Origin of the sequence: Marinomonas sp. CT5 (genome assembly GCF_018336975.1) — a bacterium.
Lineage (GTDB): Bacteria > Pseudomonadota > Gammaproteobacteria > Pseudomonadales > Marinomonadaceae > Marinomonas.
Genome location: NZ_CP025572.1, coordinates 974,583 through 995,016 on the forward strand (window position 1 = coordinate 974,583; position 20,434 = coordinate 995,016).

Here is a 20,434-nt window from a genome sequence, read left to right on the forward strand (position 1 = left end):
GCTTGTTATTATTGTTAATAAAATATACTCAAGAAACCAAGGAAGAGACCGCTTTCTTCCCCTTACTTCCTTGAGTTTAGCCCTCTTATTGAGGGATCACCATCTAAGCATAGGTTGCCATAGTCGTTTGAATGGCTTTGGTTAGCTCGGTCACAAAGTCGGGGTGTTCTGTTGGCACATTGCCCCATAAAAAACGATCGGTCGCAAAAGCCTGAATGCCAGCCTCATCATCACTAAAAGCCGTTAACGACGCTTTATTGGGCTCATGATAAGGTGTCTTTAGTTTGCCTTGATTCGACAGTTGGATAAAGACAAACCAGCCAGCAATACCTTGTATCGTTTTGTTTGGTATGCGTCCGTTACGGTAAGCACCTTCCAATGTCGGGAAAACAAAGATCGGAAACTTCGCATAGCCATCGGTGCATATACGCTCCACCGTATCGCCAATGTTGGCGTTGCTAAAGCGCTGGGCAATAATGTCAAAATAGGCTGGCAGATCAACCACAGAATCCCCAATGGCAGGTATCGAATCTTGCAGAATAAAGTCGGTGAAATACTGCTTTAATTCCTCGTCACGCATGGCTTCATCAAAGTAGGTGAGACCTTTCAATGCCGCTTGGTAGGTAACACAGGTATGACCAGCGTTTAGGATGCGAATTTTCGCTTCTTCAAAAGGCACAACATCCTGTACGAATTGCACGCCAACCAGATCAAGAGACGGTTTTTTACCGGCAAATTTGTCTTCGACTACCCATTGAATGAAGTCTTCGCCCATGACCGTCATATGGTCATCAACACCAAACCGTGAGCGAACGTCGTCCACATGTTTCTGACTGGGTTTGGGCGTAATTCTGTCTACCATAGAGCAAGGGAAGGACACGTTGTGTCTTACCCACTGCGCTAGAACGGAATCTTGTTTAGCCTCTAAAAACTGCATGAGGCCCGTTTCAAGTAGTTCACCGTTATGACGCAAGTTATCACAGCATAATAAGGTGATTTTGGCTTTGGATGTTTCACTGCGCAATTTAAGTCCAGCGTACAAAAAAGCGTAAAGCGTATTGCGAGCCCCTGCGATATCCGCTTTGATGGCTGGATGTTCTAGCATCAAACGGCGGTTTTCATCTAGGTAATAACCGCCTTCCGTTACGGTGGATGTCACCAACTGTGTTTTAGCGTCGGCGAGGGTGGAATCCACCTTTTCTGGTTCTTGTGCGCCATCAATTTGTTGAACGATAGAACGAATATGCTCGTATTTTGTCTCCCCATCGGCGGCCATGGTTTTTAAAACATACTCGCCTTTTTGTTCTACAAAACGCGCAAAGGCTTGACTGTCTTGTGGGCGAATATTGACGCCAGTGATGCCCCAGTTTTGTTGTCCATCATGAGCAAGCAAACGGTCAATATACACAGCTTGGTGAGCGCGATGAAAAGCGCCCACCCCCAAATGGACAATGCCAGCTTCGATCGTTTCTTTTGAGTAATTTTGAACAGATAATTGCTCCCTATTTGAGGAAGCTTGTAAGTAATTAGCCATATTACACTTCCTCTGGAATCACCGAGATGACGCGATCATTTTCGTTGAACAAAATCATTTCAGACATATCAATTTTTAGACTGACTTCTTGCCCGTCTTTGAGTTCTGTTCGTGCCGGTGCTTTGACGATAATGGTTTGGTCGCTAGACAATTGCAGATGCGCGTAAGCTTCGGAGCCTAGGTGTTCAACTAGCTCGATGCGTCCAGATAAGTCACCACCACTTTCGACTAAGGACATGTGCTCTGGGCGAATACCGACGACAACAGAGTCTGGCAATGGCCCTTTTAAACGATTGGCAGGGAAGTGAATTTGTTGACCAAGTAATTCAATGGCGAGAGTCTCTTCTTGGCGAATAATTTTATTTCCCGCAATTAAATTCATTTTTGGCGTGCCAATAAACTCGGCAACAAAACGGCTGTTTGGTTGACGATAAAGTTCCAGTGGCGTGCCTACTTGTTCAATCTGACCAGCATTCAAAATCACCACGCGATCCGCCAAGGTCATGGCTTCAACCTGATCGTGGGTTACGTAAATCATGGTTGTGCCGAGTTTTTTGTGAAGGCGAGCGAGCTCTAAACGCATTTGTACACGCAGTGCCGCATCAAGGTTCGACAAGGGTTCGTCAAACAAAAAGACTTTAGGTTGGCGAACAATGGCACGACCAATGGCAACACGTTGGCGTTGACCGCCAGACAGCTCCTTGGGCTTGCGTTCTAATAGCGCGTCTAGCTGTAAAGACGCCGACACAGCGCGAACTTTTTCTTTGATTTCGGCGTCCGATACTTTGGCAAGACGCAATGCAAAGGATAAGTTATCGGCCACTGTCATATGCGGGTACAAAGCATAGGACTGGAATACCATAGCAAGGTCGCGCTTTGACGATGCCACTTCAGTGATGTCTCTGCCGTCTAGCTCGATACTGCCGCCTGTGCTGGATTCAAGGCCAGCAATGGTGCGTAATAGTGTGGATTTGCCACAGCCTGATGGCCCAACGAAGACGACGAATTCGCCTTCGCTAATGCTTAGGTTGATGCCGCGCAAGGCATGGTAGCTGTCATAATGTTTTTGTAAATCAGTGATCGCTAAGTAAGTCATAAAAAAACTTCCTAATAATTATTTTACGGCGCCGAACGTTAAGCCTTGGACCAATTGTTTTTGACAGAACCAACCGAAGATGACGATTGGTGCGCAAGCGAGCGTGGAGGCAGCGGATAATTTTGCCCAGAACAGACCCTCAGGACTGGAGTAAGAGGCAATCATGGCGGTTAAAGGTGCCGCATCGGAGGCGGTTAAGTTGAGAGACCAAAATGCCTCGTTCCAGCACAGTACGATAGACAAAAGAGCCGTTGACGAAATGGCGCCAACAGAAAGGGGTAATACAACTTTGACCACTTCATCCCAAGGAGTAGCGCCGTCCATCCGCGCCGCTTCTAGGATTTCTTTTGGTAAATCTTTGAAGTAGGAAAACAGCATCCACACAATAATGGGCAAGTTCATCAGAGTGAAAATAATCACCAGTGCCGTTTTGGAATCCAATAAACCATAGTCTCGGCATAGGATATAAATAGGCACTAACACCCCGACCGCTGGCAGCATTTTGGTAGAGAGCATCCAAAGCAAAATGTCTTTTGTGCGTTTCCCTGGGAAAAACGCCATGGAATACGCCGCGGGAATGGCAATCACCAAGGCAATAATTGTGGAGCCAAATGAGGTTACGACTGAGTTCCACGCATGGTGAATGTAATCACTGCGTTCTTGGACAATTCTGAAGTTATCCAGTGTTGGCTCAAAGAACAGAGAAGGCGGTACTGATATTGCCTGTAGCTCGGTTTTAAAGGAGGTGATAAACATCCAAAAAATCGGGAAAAATAATACCAATGCGACTGTCCAAGCGAATAAGCCAGTCAAAATGGTTTTGAGTTTACGTTGTTGATTAAGCGTCATGGTAGTTACCTCACACCGTTAAGTTTTTGCCAACGGCACGAATTAAGAAAAAGGCCACGATATTGGCAAGCAATACAGCAAACAAACCACCAGCTGAAGCGACACCAACGTCATATTGCAGAAGGGCTTGGTTGTAGATTAGGTAAGCCAAATTGGTACTGTCGTAACCTGGGCCACCGCCAGTAGATACAAAAATCTCTGCAAACACGGCGAGTAGAAAAATGGTTTCTATCATCACAACCACAGCAATGGGACGGGCTAGATGAGGGATGGTGAGATAGCGGAAAATATGCCAGCCTGTTGCGCCGTCCATTTGAGCCGCTTCTTTTTGTTCTGTGTCTTGGGATTGCAGCGCAGTAACAAAGACTAAAATGGCGAAAGGTAACCATTGCCAGCTGACCATCATGATGATGGATACTAAGGGGTAGTTAGACAGCCAATCTATCGGTTCGAATCCCAATGATTCTGATATCCAAGCAAAAATACCGTACACCGGATTCATCATCATATTTTTCCATATCAAAGCGTTGACTGTTGGCATGATGAAAAATGGAGAAATCAGCAGGACACGGACGATGCCTTGACCGAAAAATGGCTTATCAATTAAAGCGGACAGCATGACGCCTAGCACTACGGTAATGACCAAAACGGAAAGCAGTAAAATGAGCGTGTTTGATACCGCTGGAATAAAGCCAGGATCGGTAATAAAGAATTCAAAGTTCATCCACCCAACAAAGTTATTCTGACCTGGGTACAATAAGTTGTAGCGGATAGTGGAAAAATAGATGGTCATGGAGAGTGGAATGATCATCCAAACCAAAAGCATGATGACAGATGGTGCCATTAATAAGCGAGTGATTGAGCGCTTCATGTTGTGTTTCTCTTATTATAAGCAGGGGAGTCTGTTCTTGAGTAGAACGTATCAAAGTAAGAAATAGGGCAAAGCCCTATTTCTTTGTCGAGCCTGTAGGTGTTTAGTAATACCCAGCTTGACGCATTTGACGATCCGCGGAAGTGTTTGCAGACTGCAATGCTTGATCGACTGACATAGACCCAGAAAGTGCGCCGGAAATCATTTGTCCAGTCGTGGTGCCAATTGCTTGGAATTCAGGAATGGCCGCAAACTGAACACCTACGTAAGGAGAGGGTTTTAACGTACTGTCATTTGGATCGGCTGAGTTGATGGCTTTCAGTTCAGCATCAGCAAAAACAGCCGCTTTCTGGAATTTAGGGTTGGCATACGTGCTGGCTCTTGTGCCCGTTGGGACCGCTGCCCAGCCATTTTTCTCACCCACTAGCTTGATGTATTCTTTAGAAGTAGCCCAGCGTACGAATTTTTGTGCCGCATCCGCATTTTTGGTTGCCACAGGAATGCCAAGTGCCCAAGACCATAACCAGTTCGCGCCTTTTTCTGTCACGGCGTAAGGCGATTGAGCAAAGCCCACTTTGTCAGCGACTTTACTTTGCTTAGGATCCGTAACAAAAGACGCCGCGATGGTGGCATCAATCCACATACCACATTTGCCTTCGTTGAATAGTGCTAGGTTTTCATTGAAACTGTTACTGCTGGCTCCCGGTGGTCCGTATTTGTTCAATAGATCCACGTAGAAGTTAACGGCGTTTTTCCATTCAGCCGTTTCTAGCTGAGGCTTCCAATTTTCATCAAACCAGCGAGCACCAAAAGAGTTAGCCATGGCTGTCATAAAGGCCATGTTGTCACCCCAGCCAGCTTTGCCGCGCAAGCAGATTCCGTAAACACCGTTATCAGGGTCATTCATAGCGGCGGCCGCTTCACGTATATGTTCCCAGCTATCGCGGTCTTTAATAGTAATGCCAGCCTTTTTTGCGAGATCTTTGCGGTACATGACCATAGAGCTTTCGCCGTAGAATGGCGCAGCGTACATAGTGCCTTTGTAAGACAGGCCGCCACGAATAGAAGGCAAAATGTCTTTTGCATCATAATTGCCGCTGGTGTCGATGGCTTGCAACCAACCACGTTCACCCCAAATTGGCGCTTCGTACATGCCGATGGTCATGACGTCATAAAGACCGCTTTTATTGGCAATATCTTGAGTCACGTTTTGGCGCAAAACGCCTTCTTCTAAAGTTACCCATTTCACTTTGATGTCAGGGTTGGCTTTTTCAAATTCGGGTGTGAGTTTTTGCATTTCGATCATATGGCCATTGTTTACAGTAGCCACTGTGATTTGAGTTGCTGAGAAGGCGCTGCTTGCTGCCATCGCAGCTGAAATAGATACCGCATAAGCTAGGGTATTCTTGGTAAGGCGTTTCATAGGTTTCCCCCGGTTTGGAGTTTCTTTGTTTTTATAGTCGTACCTAATTCTCGATAATTGCTCATCAAGTGATCATTAATATAGGGCATGTGATAATTGACCCGTTAATACATAAAACGCTAATACATGTACTATTTTGTTTCATTTTTAAGGGATTGATAGAAATTGAGTCAAATTAATACTCTTTTGTTGTCTGCTAACCGACGCTATCTTTTTGTCGAATAAGCTTTTATGTGATAAATATCAGTGAATGAAAGAATGGCATTTTCGTTTTTTTTGTATAAATGGCTATAATGGCGGCATTCTAAATCAAGGGAAATATCATGACTGAAACTAAAGATTCATTGAGTTTTAAACGCCTTAAAATGCAGTGTCGCCGTGGCATGTTGGAGCTTGATGTTTTACTCGAGCCTTTTTTGGCGGAAGTGTATTTAACGTTGGAAGAAGAAGATAAACAGCGTTTCGTTAATTTGCTCGCGCTTGAAGATCAAGATCTTTTCCCTTGGTTTATGCAAAGTGCTGTACCTGAAGATGCGGATCATGCGCGCATTGTTGATATTATTTTGACCCGTGTTCAGCCTGAAAACTACCGAGCTTAAATGCTCTTGGATTGGCATAATGCTTTGGCTAGTTTTAGCTTTGGCTTATGTCGCTCTGCTGCAAATCTTTTGGATGCCTGCCTTTTGGCGGGCATTGTTGTATTTAAGTGTTGGGCTTGGCGGGTTGGTGCTTATGGTTCAACGGTTTCGGCAGCCTTTACGAAAAATCGGTATTGATGATCAAGGGGGATTCATTTTTGATTTAGGTGTTTATGAAAGGTTGCTTTTTATCCGTGCTAATAGCCTTCAGTTGATTGCTAAGGTAGATAAGGAAAAAAGTTTATTTCGTCGAGTTTGGCCTAAATACCGTGTGATATATCGAGATAGTTTGTCGAGTAGAGAATATAAAATATTGCGTTCTTATGCGGCGCAACAAATTTTGTTGCGCCGCAGTGAAGAAGCGAAAAACCATTAGATTGGGTGCTTAATCTGCTTTTTTAGGCGCCAGTATCGTTGGTAAGCTCGAAGGGAGTTTATTAGGGTAGTCTAGTGTGAAGTGTAACCCTCGGCTCTCTTTGCGAGACATGGCAGAGCGTATAATTAAATCGGCGACAACAGCCAAATTTCTGAGCTCTAGTAAATCACTGGACACTTTGTAGTTAGTATAAAATTCCTGAATTTCAGACAATAATAAATCAACACGGTGTTTTGCTCTCAAAAGACGTTTGTCGGTTCTCACTATGCCTACATAATCCCACATAAAGCGCCTTAGCTCTTGCCAGTTATGGGTAATTACGACGTCTTCATCTGAGTTTGTTACCTGACTTTCATCCCAATCAGGAATCATCACATCATTGGTTAGTTTATGGTTTTCAGCAATTTGACGCGCAGCAGAGCGAGCAAACACAATACATTCTAAAAGCGAATTACTGGCCAGACGGTTGGCGCCATGAAGACCGGTGTAAGCGGTTTCACCAACGGCATAAAGATTCTCAATGTCCGTTGCACTATGACGATTTACAACTACTCCTCCACAGGTGTAATGGGCCGCCGGCACAACGGGAATTGGTCCCTTGGTCATATCGTGACCATACTCTAAGCAACGTTTATAGATGGTTGGAAAGTGTTCTTTGATGAAAACTGGATCTTTATGCGAAATATCCAATAATACATGGTTTACCCCAAGGCGTTTCATCTCATGGTCTATGGCGCGAGCAACAATGTCGCGTGGAGCCAGTTCTTCTCGCTCATCAAACTGTGCCATAAAACGTGTACCGTCTGGTAGTAAGAGTCTTCCGCCTTCTCCACGTACTGCCTCTGATATCAGAAATGTTTTCGCTTTAGCATCATAAAGGCAGGTGGGGTGGAATTGATTAAATTCCATATTGGCGACACGACAGCCCGCTCGCCAAGCCATGGCAATTCCGTCACCTGATGCCGTATCTGGGTTACTGGTGTAAAGGTACACTTTGCTACTGCCACCACAGGCCAAGGAAACAAATCGTCCATGGAACACATCGATAGAGTCATCATTAAGGTTTAATGCATAAACGCCAACCGCTCTATTTTGGCCCGAAATACCAAGCTTTTTAGTGGTCACGACATCAATAGCCACACGGTCAGGGAAAAATTCAATGTTTGGGTGATTGCTGGCATTTTTAATCAGAGTTTTGGAGATGGCTAATCCCGTCGCGTCGGCACTATGAATAATGCGTCTATGACTATGACCACCTTCTTTTGTTAGGTGGTATTCCTCACTTTCTCCATATCGGGTGAAAGGTACGCCTTGATCGATTAGCCAATCAATACTTTCCTTGGAATGTTCGACGGTAAAGCGAATCGCCTCAGGATCACCTAGCTCAACGCCAGCGTTTATGGTGTCGTTAATGTGCGAATCGATTGTGTCTTTATCCGATAATACAGCAGCGACACCGCCTTGAGCGTATAATGTGGACCCTTCGCGAATATCTGCTTTGGTTAAGATGGCAACATGATGCTGGTCTGCCAATTCAAGTGCTAGCGTCAACCCGGCTGCTCCTGCGCCAATAATTACAATATCGTGTTTATAGTGTCGGCTCATTGTATTGATCTAATTATGAATAAAAAATTAATGTTACTATTGTTGCTAACAAATAGTGAACACTTTCTCATGTTGCATTTTAAATATTTAATATTATTAATTATTTTTTTAGTGTGTGTTGCTTCATTAAATTGATGAATTTGCAATACGATATGGGAACTCGTTGTATAAAATGTGGTCTTCTCTTGTAATAAGCAGGGGCGCGAATGAATAAGGTTTTTATATGAGGTGCCTATGCAGCACGAAACGTCTTCCGATCAGGCGTTAGTTGAGAAAGTACAGCAGGGTGATAAGCGGGCTTTCGATATGCTTGTTGCCAAATATCAATATAAAGTGATTGGTCTAATTGGACGTTATGTACAAGATAGAAGCGAAGTACTGGATGTCGCTCAAGAGAGCTTTATTAAAGCGTATCGAGCTATCGGTAGCTTTCGTGGAGAAAGTGCCTTTTATACTTGGTTGTATCGTATTGCTGTTAATACCGCGAAAAACTACCTTGTAAGTCGTTCACGTCGTCCCCCTGAGTCTGATGTTGAATTGGATAATGAAGAGGTTTTTGGTGTTTATGAATCGTTATCAGATATTGATACACCTGAAGCAAAACTAAATAGCGATCGTCTTGAAAAAGCGATTCATTATGCAATTCAACATTTGCCGGAAGAATTGCGTAGCGCGTTAACATTACGTGAATTCGATGGTCTGAGCTATGAAGATATTGCATTGATTATGGACTGTCCTGTAGGAACGGTTCGATCGCGTATTTTTCGTGCTCGTGAGGCGGTAGAAAAGCACATTCGTCCATTGTTGGACGCAGGAGAATAGAAATGGCTGCTATACAAGATACTTTTTCAGGAAAAAGTTGCACCATCGACAATGATGGTAATCAAGAGTTTCTTCCAAGTTTGTCTGCCATGTTTGATGGTGAAGCGACTAAGCAAGACATTGAGTGCCTATTAAGTGAGGATAGTTCTGAAATTAGTAAGCAGCTAGAAGGTTTTCATCTAATTCGACAGGTTCTGCATAAAGATGAGCAGGTTGATGTAGGGCTTGAGGACAGTTTACTGCTTCGTATTCGTGCGCAGCTTGATGATGAAGATAGCTTAGATACCCAAGCTGAAGAGTTGTCTAATAACCTACTTCCGTTTGTTACACCGCAAGAAAAGAAGTCTTCTGGATTTAGTTGGCGTGTAATGTTTTCAGGCGTTGCTGTCGCCGCAAGTGTTGCTTTTGTGATTGTCCTTGGTGGGAGTCCGTTATTAGAATCAGGCGCTTCCAATGCGAACTTAGTCACTGAAGTACGTTCCCCTGTCGAAAATAGAGTCATCACACCACTGGCCGAATTGGATAAGGATAGTCTGCAAGTCGATAACGTTCGATTACAGCACTATCTCAGACAACATGCCGAGCAAGCCGCTATGACAGTCGGTCAAGGTATGATGCCCATGGCTCGAGTCGTTAGTTACCCAATAAAAGAGTAATTTATGAGATTGTTTTTGCCATTGCGGTTTTTTTTATTATCCCTGTGTTTAGTCTCGTCTAGTTTGAGTTTGGCGAGTAATACTACGAACACCGCATTACACCTTTTACAGAGTATGACTCAATCTTTTTCAACCTTGAGTTATGAAGGGGTTTTTGTCCTTTCAGAAGATACCAATATGAACAGTATGCGCGTTCGTCATGATTTGATGAATGGAGTGGAATATGAAAGTTTGGTGGATTTAGATGGTGATAAGGTTGAAGTCTTGCGTGTTGATGACAAAATAATTTCGGTCTACCCAAACGCTATGGTTGCTAACATGCGCGCTCCATTAATTCCCCCATTCAAGCGCTTTAAAGATGTTGATAGTGATCGCCTTATTAAAGGTTATGACCTAATAGTTGGACCGCATACCAGCAGAATTGCAGGTCGAAAAGTAGAGGTTGTAAAATTAGTGCCAAAAGACCAGTATCGTTATGGCCACATCTTTTGGTTAGACGAAGAGAACCACTTTCTTTTAAAGCATGACATGATGAAAACGGATGGCAAATTGTTGGAAAGAATTCAATTTACTTCTGTGAATTTTTCGCCTGACTTGAAAGATAAAGATTTTGTCCCCAAAGAGGGTAGTTACGCAGAACCTGTTGTCGAAATCCAGCCAAGACGTATAAAAAATCTCTGGCAGTTTGATTGGTTACCGGATGGCTTTTCTTTGGTTTGGCCTGAAGCAAGATCTTTAAATCATGGCACTAGCATGCTTTTATTATCTGATGGAATGACAACGGTATCGGTCTTTATTGAACCGACGATGAAACCTAAAGCCATGTCTATTTTTAGTATGGGAGCCACCATTGCAGGTGAGCGTAGTATTAAAGTTAAAAATCAGCTGTATTTGTTGACTATGGTTGGGGAAGTGCCAGAGTCGACTATAGAAAAATTAATGACTGTATTTATGCCAAGGCCTGATCATGATTGAAGAAATAGGCAGAGTATTATCAACAGAAGAAGGTTTTGCTGAAGTCGAAACTATTCGAACTAGTAGCTGTACTTCTTGTCGTGCTCGCCACGGTTGTGGGCATCATGCTATTGCCCAAGTTTCTTCTTCTAATCGAATGCGTATGCGGGCAATAGATCCTTTATCAGTTGAAATCGGACAGAATGTGGTTGTTGGGATTCCTGAGGATACTTTGTTACAAGCATCTATTTGGATGTATATGATACCTTTACTCGGTTTGGTTGGCGGAGCGGTTATTCCTTCTTTATGGGGCGGTGGCTCTGGTATTGCTGTTATTTTTTCTATTATTGGTTTTGCCGCTGGACTTTTATTAGCGCGTAGCAAGTCAAACCAAGAAATGAACAACCTTGACTATTATCCTAAAATTTTAAGAATTGAATCGCTTCATGATGATCGTATTCCTATGGTTGTGACATCGTGAGCTTCTAATCGTCTTCACCTGGCACTGTAATGAATTTGGTACGTCTTAAGGAGACCAATCAATGAACAGATTGCTTAAACAAGTTAGCATGATTGTCGTCAGTAGTTTTATGATGATATCGATGCTTTCTCATGCGGCTTCACTCCCTGACTTCACAGAGTTAGTGGAAAAAGCCTCTCCCGCTGTTGTGAATATCAGTACGGAACAAACTGTTACCACAAAAACGGCTAATGAAGGAGGGCAGCAATTAGGCCCTAATAGTGAGGAACTTAATGAGTTCTTCAAACACTTCTTTGGTCAGCAGCCTTTTGGTCAACAAGCGCCACCTCAGCAGGGACCGCGGAGCTCATTGGGATCCGGCTTTATTATTTCTCATGATGGTTATGTGTTGACGAATAATCACGTTATTGATGGGGCAGATGTAATTCATGTGCGTCTCAATGATAGACGTGAATATTTAGCGAAATTAATTGGAACGGATCCTCGTACGGATTTAGCATTGCTCAAAATTGATGCTGACAATTTACCTATCGTAAAAATGGGAGACTCCGATAAGCTGAAGGCAGGCCAGTGGGTCTTAGCGATTGGTTCCCCCTTTGGCTTTGATTACACAGTCACGGCAGGTATTGTGAGTGCAACTGGGCGAAACCTTCCTTCAGATAACTATGTGCCATTTATTCAAACCGATGTAGCCATCAATCCAGGTAATTCTGGTGGCCCGCTATTTAATCTCGATGGTGAGGTTGTAGGCATTAATTCACAAATTTACACGCGTTCTGGTGGGTTTATGGGGGTGTCATTTGCGATTCCTTCTAAAGTTGCTATGTCCGTTGTCGATCAGCTTAAGAGTAATGGTAAAGTCTCTCGCGCTTGGTTAGGTGTATTGATTCAAGATGTGAATAACGAACTAGCGGAGTCATTTGGCCTAGACAGATCAAATGGAGCGTTGATAAGTCGAGTATTACCAGATTCACCAGCTGAAAAAGCAGGTCTTAAATCTGGTGATATTATCCTTGAGTTTAATGGTGAATCCATTGCGCATTCTGGAGAGTTGCCATACATTGTTGGGCAACTAAAAGCTGGCGAGAAAGTGAAAGCAAAAGTGTACCGGGATGGTAAAGAGCAAACGATTTCAGTGACCTTGGATGCCCGTCCAAACGATCCGAAAGTAGTGGCTCAATCCCAGCAGGATCAGAATCGCTTAGGTATGATTGTTGGTGCGTTACCAGCCGATGTCGCGAAGAATTTTGATATCGATCATGGTGTCATTATCGAGCAAGTTCTTGGTGGTACAGCTGCACGTAATGGCTTGCAACAAGGTGATGTCATTACCATGCTAAATGGTAAGCGTATCAATGATGTGGCTGACTTTACTAAGATTGCAAAAGATATTCCTAATGGACGATCTGTTCCAATGCGTGTGATTAGACAGGGTTATCCAATGTTTATTCCATTTAAAATAATGGAATAATACTTTATATATTTTTCTAAGCGGCCTTTGGGTCGCTTTTTTTTGCTTAAAACTTGAATAAAAAGATTAGACATGTAACTATTTTTTTGCTGATAAATCAGTGTTTATGGTGATATTTAGTTAGATAACAAATTAATTCGGAGGTCGGGTGTGGAGCAAGTAATAGATAAGGGTATCTGTTTTCGATTAGGTGGAGAACGTTATGTTCACTCTATTTCTAATGTGAAAGAAGTTCTTAGCTATCAATCACCAGCTCCTGTTCCGGGCGCCAGAGAAGGCGTAGAAGGAATGATTGATGTTCGCGGAAATATGGTAACAGTATTGTATGGCAGTCATTTACTGAATTTAGATCCGGCTGAGTGCGAAGAGGAAGGACATATTATTGTACTGGATTTACCTACTGGCTACTTTGGTATTCGAGTAGAAGGTGTTGAGCGGGTTATGAGCTTACCTGAAAAGAATGAAACTAATGGATTAGAATACAGAGACAATGACTGTGTCCAAGGAACCATACAGGATAACAATGAACTTTATATATTAGTGGAATTTAATGACTATTGTTCGACTCTCGATTAAGTGTTTTTGACGGCCTAGTGAATAGTTATGTCACTGGGCCGTCTTTTTAGGCCGCATAAATACGGATATTACAGCTGCTTAGAAAAAATCTTGGAGTTACGTTGGTAGTTATACAGCGCTTGCTTTTGTGTTGGTAAACTTGCCAAAGTTGTTTCAGTAAAGCCACGTTCGATAAACCAATGAGCTGTTCGAGTGGTCAGTAAGAATAACATAGTCAAATTCTGACGCTTAGCGGCTTGCTCTATGCCTTTTAATAAACGTTCACCACGATTTGAACCTCGATAATCCGGTGATACGGCCAAACAGGCTAATTCGCCAGAATATTCTTGTTCAAATGGGTAAAGCGCAGCGCAAGCAACTATGGCCCCATCTCGCTCAATGACAATGAATCGGTCGATTTCATTCTCTAAAAGCTCCCGTGACCGTCTTACCAAGATGCCTTTTTCTTCTAAAGGCGCCAATAATGCCATCATTCCGCCAACATCATCAATTTGAGCAGGGCGCAATTGCTCATAGCTGTCCTCGTCTATCATGGTGCCAGAGCCTTCACGAGTGAAGAGTTCTTGTAGTAAGCCACCATTGACATTGTAAGAAATCAAATGTGCTCTGGGGACGCCACGACGAACCGCTTGTACACATGCGCTTAAGGCGGCATGTGTAATGGTAGAGAGAGACTTTTCTTTTAAAATGGCTTCAGCGTCTTTGGTTAATAACTCTGAGTAAAGTTCACCATCGCTCTTAAATACGCCTTCTTCCTCAGCAAAAATGACCAACTTATCGGCTTTTAGTTGAATGGCGGCCTGAATGGCAACATCTTCGCTTTTTAAGTTAAAAACTTCGCCTGTAGGGGAAAAGCCAAGATGTGGTAAAAGCACCATGTTGTCGTCTTCTAGGAGGCGAAAGATTGCTTCGGTGTCAATTCTACGCACTTCGCCAGTGTGCCCATAGTCGATTCCATCAACAACACCCAGAGGGCGAGCAATAACATAATTCCCGCTGCATACTTTTAGACGAGCGCCGTCCATTGGTGTATTAGATAGACCCATGGAAAGTTGCGCTTCTAACTGTACTCGAACGGCCGCCGAGGCCTGAATAATGTCCAGAAGCTGATCTTGCGGTGTAACGCGACAATCCTCTTCGACACGGCTAGTTAAACGTCGGTTTTCTAAAATACGATTGATCTGTGGACGAGCTCCCTGCACTAAAACTAAGCGTATTCCCAGTGAATCTAATAGTGCAAGATCATGGATGATACTTGAAAAGTGAGCGCATTCGACCGCTTCACCTGGAATCAAGATGACAAAGGTTTTTCCTCTATGAGCATTAATATAGGGAGAAGAATGGCGGAACCAGTCTACATAATTAAATTCTTCAGGCACGCTATTCCTCATTTTTTGGTTCAGTTAATTGAAGGCAAAAACGCTCGATTAAACCGCGAATTACCTTTTGCATTGGCTTTATTTGATCCAATGCCATAAATTCATTTGGCTGGTGGGCTTGATCAATAGAGCCCGGCCCGAGTATTAAGGTTTCCATTCCCATTTGATTTAGGAAAGAGCCTTCAGTCGCAAAGGCGACTGTACTGGCTTCTCGCTTAGTTAGCGATTCACACGCTTTAATGATATCTGATTCAATTGGTGTATAAAAAGACGGAATGTCGGGAAATAGGCTATTTAACTGAATAATAGTGCCGGTTTTTTCTTCAATACGTGGCAATATCTGCGCGATTTCTTCCATCAGAGCCTTATTACTCATGCCGGGTAACGCTCTTAAATCAAATTCCAACTCACAACGACCGCAGATGCGGTTGGGGTTATCGCCGCCGTGGATGCAACCAAAGTTCATTGTAGGATAGTCAATGACAAAGCTTGCGTCACGGTAGTTTGCTTTAAGCTGCTGACGGAATTGCATTAATTCTGACATGACATCGTGCATTGCATCTAATGCATTGTTACCTAGCAATGGGTTAGAGGAGTGTCCTGCTTGGCCTGTTACTTGAATCCGTTCCATCATAATGCCTTTGTGGGCATAAATAGGGGTTAGCGATGTTGGCTCTCCTATCAAGGCGTAACGAGCTTTGAGTGAGCCTTTTTCGACTAGTACACGAGCACCGGACATAGAGCTTTCTTCGTCCGCCGTAGCCAAGATTATAAGGGGCTGCTTTAAATTAGACAGCTGCATTTGGCGAACCGTGTCGATCACAATGGCAAAAAAGCCTTTCATATCGCAGCTTCCAAGACCATAGAGCTTTTGATTTCTTTCCTCTAGCTTAAATGGATCTGACTGCCAGCGTCCTTTATCAAATGGCACTGTATCTGTGTGGCCAGATAAGACCAAACCACCGTCACCGCTTCCAAGTGTCGCTATTAAGTTGAACTTACCTGGGTGGTCGGGAATAGGCATGACTTCACATTGAAAGCCTTGAGAGCTCAACCAGCTTTCTAACAATTGAATCACGCCTTTATTTGACTGATCCCAGTGGGCTTGACTACAACTGATAGAAGGTGACGCAATAAGTTGCGACATCATATTAATAAGAGAAGGAAGTGCGGGCATAAAAATGTTCCTAGGGCCAAGTTATCCTCATATATTACTACTGGAAGCTAGCCATCTGGTACACTTGAACAAACATTCTTTTTTCTTTGTTGTTTGCTCAACAGCAAAGGTTGTAGAGGTCTTTATATTATGGCTACCGAGCTAGAGCTTAAGTTAATGATTCAGCCTGATTACTTACAATCAGTAAGTGATTTTCTTGATGGCATTTGCCGCCAATCTGCAAGCGTTCAACAATCACGTCAGCCAACATTGAATTTAATGAATGCTTATTTTGATACAGAGGACGCAAGCTTAATGCAAGCGGGAATGGCTCTGCGTATTCGAGCGGTAAATGATAAGTTTATTCAGACGGTGAAAACTCGTGGTAGCAATCGTATTGGTATGCATGCCCGTGGCGAGTGGGAATGGTTTATACCAAGTGATAACTTAGATTTGTCGCTTTTAAAAGAGGTTCCTTTGCCTGAAGCGTTGCAAAATATGTCATGGAGTGATGAGCTTATTGAGGTGTATCGCACGGATTTTGAACGTCAAGTATGGAATGTAGAAACTTCTACTACAAAAATGGAAGTGGTTTGTGATCAAGGTTTGGTAACTTCTCCCTATGGTAAAGATAGCATTTGTGAGTTAGAGCTGGAGTTGAAAGGCGGTGATGAAGTAGGTTTATATCAATTTGCGAAGCAATTGGCTGAGCAAGTGCCTGTTCAAGTAAGTACGGTTTCTAAAGCACAAAAAGGCGTCCGATTAAAATATGGTCAAATTGAATTTCCAGATAAACCTCTGAATACGTCGAACTTATTAGAACTTGCCGGCTATTGGTATGAAGTCTGGTTGGTATATTGGGAGGCTATGTATTTTATGAAAGACGAAGCTCTTATGCAGCCTCTTCGTCACTCCATGTCTCAATTAAGAGCATGTTTACCAAGCGAGCTAGCACAAGCATTGGCACAATTGGATAGAGAATTAGAACAGCAGTTAATAACTGAAGAAGATTTATTGTTGAAAAATTTAGCTGGAATGACTCAAATTGGCACTACGATGCTGTTGGTTGGGCAGTGGTTAAACCAACGTTCTGCTTAATTTATGTGTTGCGATTATGGCATGAAAATATAGTGTCTATTTATCTCTAAAAAATAAAAATGTAAGGAAGACCTTTTGACTCCACCGGATTTAAACCCTAGCTATGAAATTTATTGTAAGCAGTTACCTTCTCAGTTGTTGTTAGAACAAGTTCAAGAAGCACGAGAAAGGCATAGTCTAGAGGCGTTAAGCGAAAAGCAAATAGCTAAACTAGAGCCATTGTGGATTTTGAGCGATTATTTACATCAACAGTTTATTCGTTTTCCTCACTGGCTTGATGATGTATTGGAGTTAGAAAAATTGCCGCAACGCCCTTCTAAAGAAGCATTGATGACAGGTGAAGCATTTTTTCCATTAGAGGCGAATGCCTGTCCATCAGAGCCCACTGACACATTAGATGAAGCGAGTTTTCTTAAGCGCTTACGATTGTATCGTCAATGGTGGATGGTACGGCTTATTTCTTTAGATATTCAGCAGCGTCTTTCTCTAACAGAGTTAACATCGCGTTTAAGTGCTTTGGCTGATGCGTGCGTTAATGCCAGCTTACAATGGACGACACAGCATTACCTTGCTTTGTACGGTCAGGCCTTTGACAGTAATCATGAGCTTCAATCGATGATTGTGATTGGTATGGGGAAACTGGGCGGCAACGAGCTTAACTTATCTTCGGATATCGATTTGATTTTTGCTTTTCGTGAACACGGAGACACCCAAGGCGGTAAAAAAAGCCTTTCTCATCAAGAATACTTCACTAAGCTAGGGCAAAAACTCATTCAACATTTAGACCAAGTGACCGCGGATGGTTTTGTGTTTCGCGTCGACATGCGCTTGCGTCCTTTTGGGCAATCTGGCGCCTTAGTACTCAACATGGACTCGTTAGAAAACTATTACCAAGATCAGGGACGAGACTGGGAACGTTATGCCATGATTAAAGCCCGAGTCATGTCAGGTAGTGAATTGGATGTGCGTGAGTTCGAGGCTTTGCGAAAGCCTTTTGTGTATCGCAAGTATCTTGATTTTGGAGCAATCGGAGCATTGCGCGATCTTAAGCAAATGATTGCCAAAGAAGTCCGCCGTAAAGGAATTGAGCATAATATTAAATTAGGTGAAGGTGGTATTCGAGAAGTTGAGTTTATCGCCCAAGCCTTGCAAATATTGCATGGTGGGCGTGATCAAGGTTTGCAAACACCGGCCTTGTTAAAAGTATTGCCTTACCTTGCCCAACAGGATTATCTGCCTGTAGAAGAAATGGACCAATTGCGTGAAGCATATTTGCTTTTACGTCGTACCGAACATGCCTTACAAGCTGTGAATGATGAGCAAACACAATTATTACCAGAAGATAGTCGTGCACGTACCCGTATCGCTTTGATGGTGGGGTTTGCTTCATGGGAAGCATTGGATGAAAGGCTTTGGGAGGTGCGTAAAAATGTACACCGCTCTTTTGTGGCACTAATTGATGATGGCAACGAAAGTAGTGAGGAGGTAAAAAATCAAGAAACATGGCGTTTATTGATCAAACATCCAGAAGACAAAGAAGCTATAAAGGATGCCATTGAGTTAATTGCTTGGCGAGACCATGAAGCAAGTATCTTGCGTATTTCTCAGCTGCTTAGCTCACGCACGGTTGTCTTCATGCAACCTATTGGGCATGAAAGGCTTGCGGTATTTTTAGCGGCTTTGATGTCAAAGTTAATTGATGAAGCTAATCCAGACTTAGTGCTAGAGCGCGTTTTTCCTATTCTAGAGGCAGTTTTACGTCGTACGGCTTATTTGGTTTTGTTATGTGAAAATCAAACGGCACTGACGCATTTAATCCAGTTATGTCGAGAAAGTGTATGGTTTACTGAGGCCATTTCGACCACACCAGCATTGCTGGATGAATTGCTTGATGCTAACACTTTATTTTCTCCACCAGATAAAGCCATGTTAGCAGAAGAGTTGCAGCAGATATTATTGCGTTTACCTGAAGACGATGAAGAAGCTCAAATGGACGCTCTGCGTCGCTTCAGGCGTTCTATTATTTTGCGTATCGCCGCCTGCGATATAACCGGTATACTCCCTGTAATGAAAGTGAGTGATCACTTAACTTGGTTGGCAGAAGTGCTGCTAGAACAGGTATTACAGCAGTCTTGGCAGTATTTAACCAAAAAACACGGCTTTCCCGTTAGTCAGGGAGAAACGGCTTTTGCTCCGCAATTAGCCATTATTGGCTACGGTAAGTCAGGCGGTTGGGAATTAGGCTACGACTCAGACTTGGACCTTGTCTTTATTCACGATGCGCAATCAAACGGCAATACAGACGGTGACCGTAGTATTGATAACCTTACTTTCTATACCCGCCTTGGGCAGCGCTTAATTCACGTGATCACTAGCTTTACTGCGGCAGGTCGTTTGTACGAAGTAGATATGCGCTTACGTCCTTCTGGTAACTCTGGCTTATTGGTTTCAAGTTTAGACGCCTTTAGAGATTATCAGCAAAAAGAAGCTTGGGTCTGGGAGCACCAAGCTTTGACTCGTTCTCGTGGCTTAGCTGGCGAATCGAATTTGCTCGCAAAATTTGAAAATTGTCGAAAAGACATTATTTCATCGGTACGAGATCGTAATGAGCTGAAAGCAGAAGTGATCAAGATGCGCGAAAAAATGCGTGCTCATTTAGATACGGGTGGCAAAGAAAAAGGCTTTGACCTGAAACAGGGGGCTGGTGGCATCATTGATATTGAATTTATGGTGCAATATCTGGTTTTAGCTTGGTCAGGAAAGTACCCCGAGTTGATGCGATTTTCTGATAATGTACGTCAGCTTGAAGCCGCCGCAAAAGTTGGTCTTATTGGTGCCGAACAGGCAGAAAAAATGACGGATACTTATACGCTTTATCGATCTCTTACTCATCGGTTGAGTTTACAGCAGCAAGGTCGTGTTGTTCAAAATGATGGGTTAATTGAGAATCAAAACTTGGTGAGTCAATATTGGGAAAATTTTGTGAGTGATACTGGTATTTGATGTGCAGTTTTTTAATAAAAAGATGTTCGTAAATTCAGTAAAGGCCGACTATACTTTATTTATTGATGTTTTTTTAGACAGCAGTGTTTCGAAAGTGTTAGTCTAAAATCATTATTACGAACCCAAGAAAGATAATTAAGGGGGCAAAATGCCAAGCATTAATGGTTTAAGTAATCCCGCAATGGATTATGCCAGTGAAGTTTATGGAGCCAAGTTAGCCAAAGCAGCTCAGGAACAAGAAGGGAAGCAAAATCTTGAGTTGTTGCAAGAAGCGGCTAAAAGTGTCACACCCGTAGCAAGTAACGGTCCGCAAACAACAACGGATAACCTTGGACAGAATATTAACATCAATGTTTGATGATTGTGTTTGGTTGCCCTTGAAATAGGTTTAACAATTAGAAATCCCCAGCCGTGTGAAGTGATTCGGCTGGGTTTTTTTTGTTATG

19 protein-coding genes are annotated in these 20,434 nt (G+C 43.1%); 11 read left to right on the forward strand and 8 right to left on the reverse strand.

Annotated elements, in window-relative coordinates; translation table 11 throughout:
• Nucleotides 1-103: 103 nt before the first annotated feature.
• From C0J08_RS04650 to C0J08_RS04670, 5 genes are all read right to left on the reverse strand, one after another.
• Nucleotides 104-1,534 carry a mannitol dehydrogenase family protein gene (locus C0J08_RS04650; RefSeq protein ID WP_212654944.1) on the reverse strand — a complete coding sequence of 477 codons (1,431 nt, stop codon included), beginning with the start codon at nt 1,532-1,534 and terminating at the stop codon, nt 104-106.
• Nucleotide 1,535: 1 nt separating this feature from the next.
• A complete protein-coding gene (locus tag C0J08_RS04655; RefSeq protein ID WP_212654945.1) occupies nt 1,536-2,630 on the reverse strand; it encodes an ABC transporter ATP-binding protein in 1,095 nt (364 codons plus the stop codon).
• 18 nt (nt 2,631-2,648) lie between these two features.
• Nucleotides 2,649-3,479 (reverse strand): carbohydrate ABC transporter permease, encoded by an 831-nt coding sequence (locus C0J08_RS04660; RefSeq protein ID WP_012068809.1) that lies wholly within the window; start codon nt 3,477-3,479, stop codon nt 2,649-2,651.
• A gap of 10 nt (nt 3,480-3,489) precedes the next feature.
• Nucleotides 3,490-4,350, reverse strand: coding sequence for a carbohydrate ABC transporter permease (locus C0J08_RS04665; RefSeq protein ID WP_212654946.1), 861 nt, complete (start codon nt 4,348-4,350; stop codon nt 3,490-3,492).
• A 103-nt stretch (nt 4,351-4,453) separates the two neighbouring features.
• Entirely contained in the window at nt 4,454-5,773 is a 1,320-nt protein-coding gene (locus tag C0J08_RS04670) for an ABC transporter substrate-binding protein (protein WP_212654947.1), read from the reverse strand.
• A gap of 323 nt (nt 5,774-6,096) precedes the next feature.
• On the opposite strand from C0J08_RS04670, the gene C0J08_RS04675 reads away from it, so the two are divergent.
• Both C0J08_RS04675 and C0J08_RS04680 read left to right on the forward strand, forming a co-directional pair.
• The gene (locus C0J08_RS04675; protein ID WP_212654948.1) at nt 6,097-6,372 is read left to right on the forward strand and encodes an FAD assembly factor SdhE; all 276 of its coding nucleotides are present in this window, start codon (nt 6,097-6,099) and stop codon (nt 6,370-6,372) included.
• A 19-nt stretch (nt 6,373-6,391) separates the two neighbouring features.
• Entirely contained in the window at nt 6,392-6,787 is a 396-nt protein-coding gene (locus C0J08_RS04680) for a hypothetical protein (protein ID WP_212654949.1), read from the forward strand.
• A gap of 9 nt (nt 6,788-6,796) precedes the next feature.
• Here the strand turns inward: C0J08_RS04680 and nadB are convergent, their stop codons facing one another.
• The gene (gene nadB / locus C0J08_RS04685; protein ID WP_212654950.1) at nt 6,797-8,392 is read right to left on the reverse strand and encodes an L-aspartate oxidase; all 1,596 of its coding nucleotides are present in this window, start codon (nt 8,390-8,392) and stop codon (nt 6,797-6,799) included.
• A gap of 234 nt (nt 8,393-8,626) precedes the next feature.
• Here nadB and rpoE point away from each other — a divergent pair, with 234 nt between their 5' ends.
• From rpoE to C0J08_RS04715, 6 genes are all read left to right on the forward strand, one after another.
• Complete coding sequence (gene rpoE, locus C0J08_RS04690) at nt 8,627-9,214, forward strand: RNA polymerase sigma factor RpoE (protein ID WP_212654951.1); 588 nt, start codon at nt 8,627-8,629, stop codon at nt 9,212-9,214.
• Between the two features lie 2 nt (nt 9,215-9,216).
• Nucleotides 9,217-9,870 carry an RseA family anti-sigma factor gene (locus C0J08_RS04695; protein ID WP_212654952.1) on the forward strand — a complete coding sequence of 218 codons (654 nt, stop codon included), beginning with the start codon at nt 9,217-9,219 and terminating at the stop codon, nt 9,868-9,870.
• Nucleotides 9,871-9,873: 3 nt separating this feature from the next.
• Nucleotides 9,874-10,845, forward strand: coding sequence for a MucB/RseB C-terminal domain-containing protein (locus C0J08_RS04700; RefSeq protein ID WP_212654953.1), 972 nt, complete (start codon nt 9,874-9,876; stop codon nt 10,843-10,845).
• A complete protein-coding gene (locus C0J08_RS04705) occupies nt 10,838-11,305 on the forward strand; it encodes a SoxR reducing system RseC family protein (protein WP_212654954.1) in 468 nt (155 codons plus the stop codon). Before C0J08_RS04700 ends, C0J08_RS04705 begins: the two co-directional genes overlap by 8 nt.
• A gap of 61 nt (nt 11,306-11,366) precedes the next feature.
• Nucleotides 11,367-12,776 carry a DegQ family serine endoprotease gene (locus C0J08_RS04710; protein ID WP_212654955.1) on the forward strand — a complete coding sequence of 470 codons (1,410 nt, stop codon included), beginning with the start codon at nt 11,367-11,369 and terminating at the stop codon, nt 12,774-12,776.
• A 150-nt stretch (nt 12,777-12,926) separates the two neighbouring features.
• Nucleotides 12,927-13,352: a chemotaxis protein CheW gene (locus tag C0J08_RS04715; RefSeq protein ID WP_212654956.1), complete on the forward strand. Its 426-nt coding sequence runs from the start codon at nt 12,927-12,929 to the stop codon at nt 13,350-13,352.
• 68 nt (nt 13,353-13,420) lie between these two features.
• Here the strand turns inward: C0J08_RS04715 and argA are convergent, their stop codons facing one another.
• Both argA and argE read right to left on the reverse strand, forming a co-directional pair.
• Nucleotides 13,421-14,743 carry an amino-acid N-acetyltransferase gene (gene argA, locus C0J08_RS04720; protein ID WP_212654957.1) on the reverse strand — a complete coding sequence of 441 codons (1,323 nt, stop codon included), beginning with the start codon at nt 14,741-14,743 and terminating at the stop codon, nt 13,421-13,423.
• Nucleotides 14,733-15,908, reverse strand: coding sequence for an acetylornithine deacetylase (gene argE / locus C0J08_RS04725; RefSeq protein WP_212654958.1), 1,176 nt, complete (start codon nt 15,906-15,908; stop codon nt 14,733-14,735). The genes argA and argE overlap by 11 nt, the downstream gene beginning before the upstream one ends.
• A 129-nt stretch (nt 15,909-16,037) precedes the next feature.
• Between argE and C0J08_RS04730 the strand changes: the two genes are divergently transcribed.
• From C0J08_RS04730 to C0J08_RS04740, 3 genes are all read left to right on the forward strand, one after another.
• Nucleotides 16,038-16,985, forward strand: a complete 948-nt coding sequence (locus tag C0J08_RS04730; protein WP_212654959.1) for a CYTH domain-containing protein — start codon at nt 16,038-16,040, stop codon at nt 16,983-16,985.
• A 75-nt stretch (nt 16,986-17,060) separates the two neighbouring features.
• A complete protein-coding gene (gene glnE, locus C0J08_RS04735) occupies nt 17,061-19,988 on the forward strand; it encodes a bifunctional [glutamate--ammonia ligase]-adenylyl-L-tyrosine phosphorylase/[glutamate--ammonia-ligase] adenylyltransferase (RefSeq protein WP_212654960.1) in 2,928 nt (975 codons plus the stop codon).
• Between the two features lie 148 nt (nt 19,989-20,136).
• Nucleotides 20,137-20,346 (forward strand): hypothetical protein, encoded by a 210-nt coding sequence (locus tag C0J08_RS04740; protein WP_212654961.1) that lies wholly within the window; start codon nt 20,137-20,139, stop codon nt 20,344-20,346.
• The last annotated feature ends 88 nt before the right edge of the window (nt 20,347-20,434 follow it).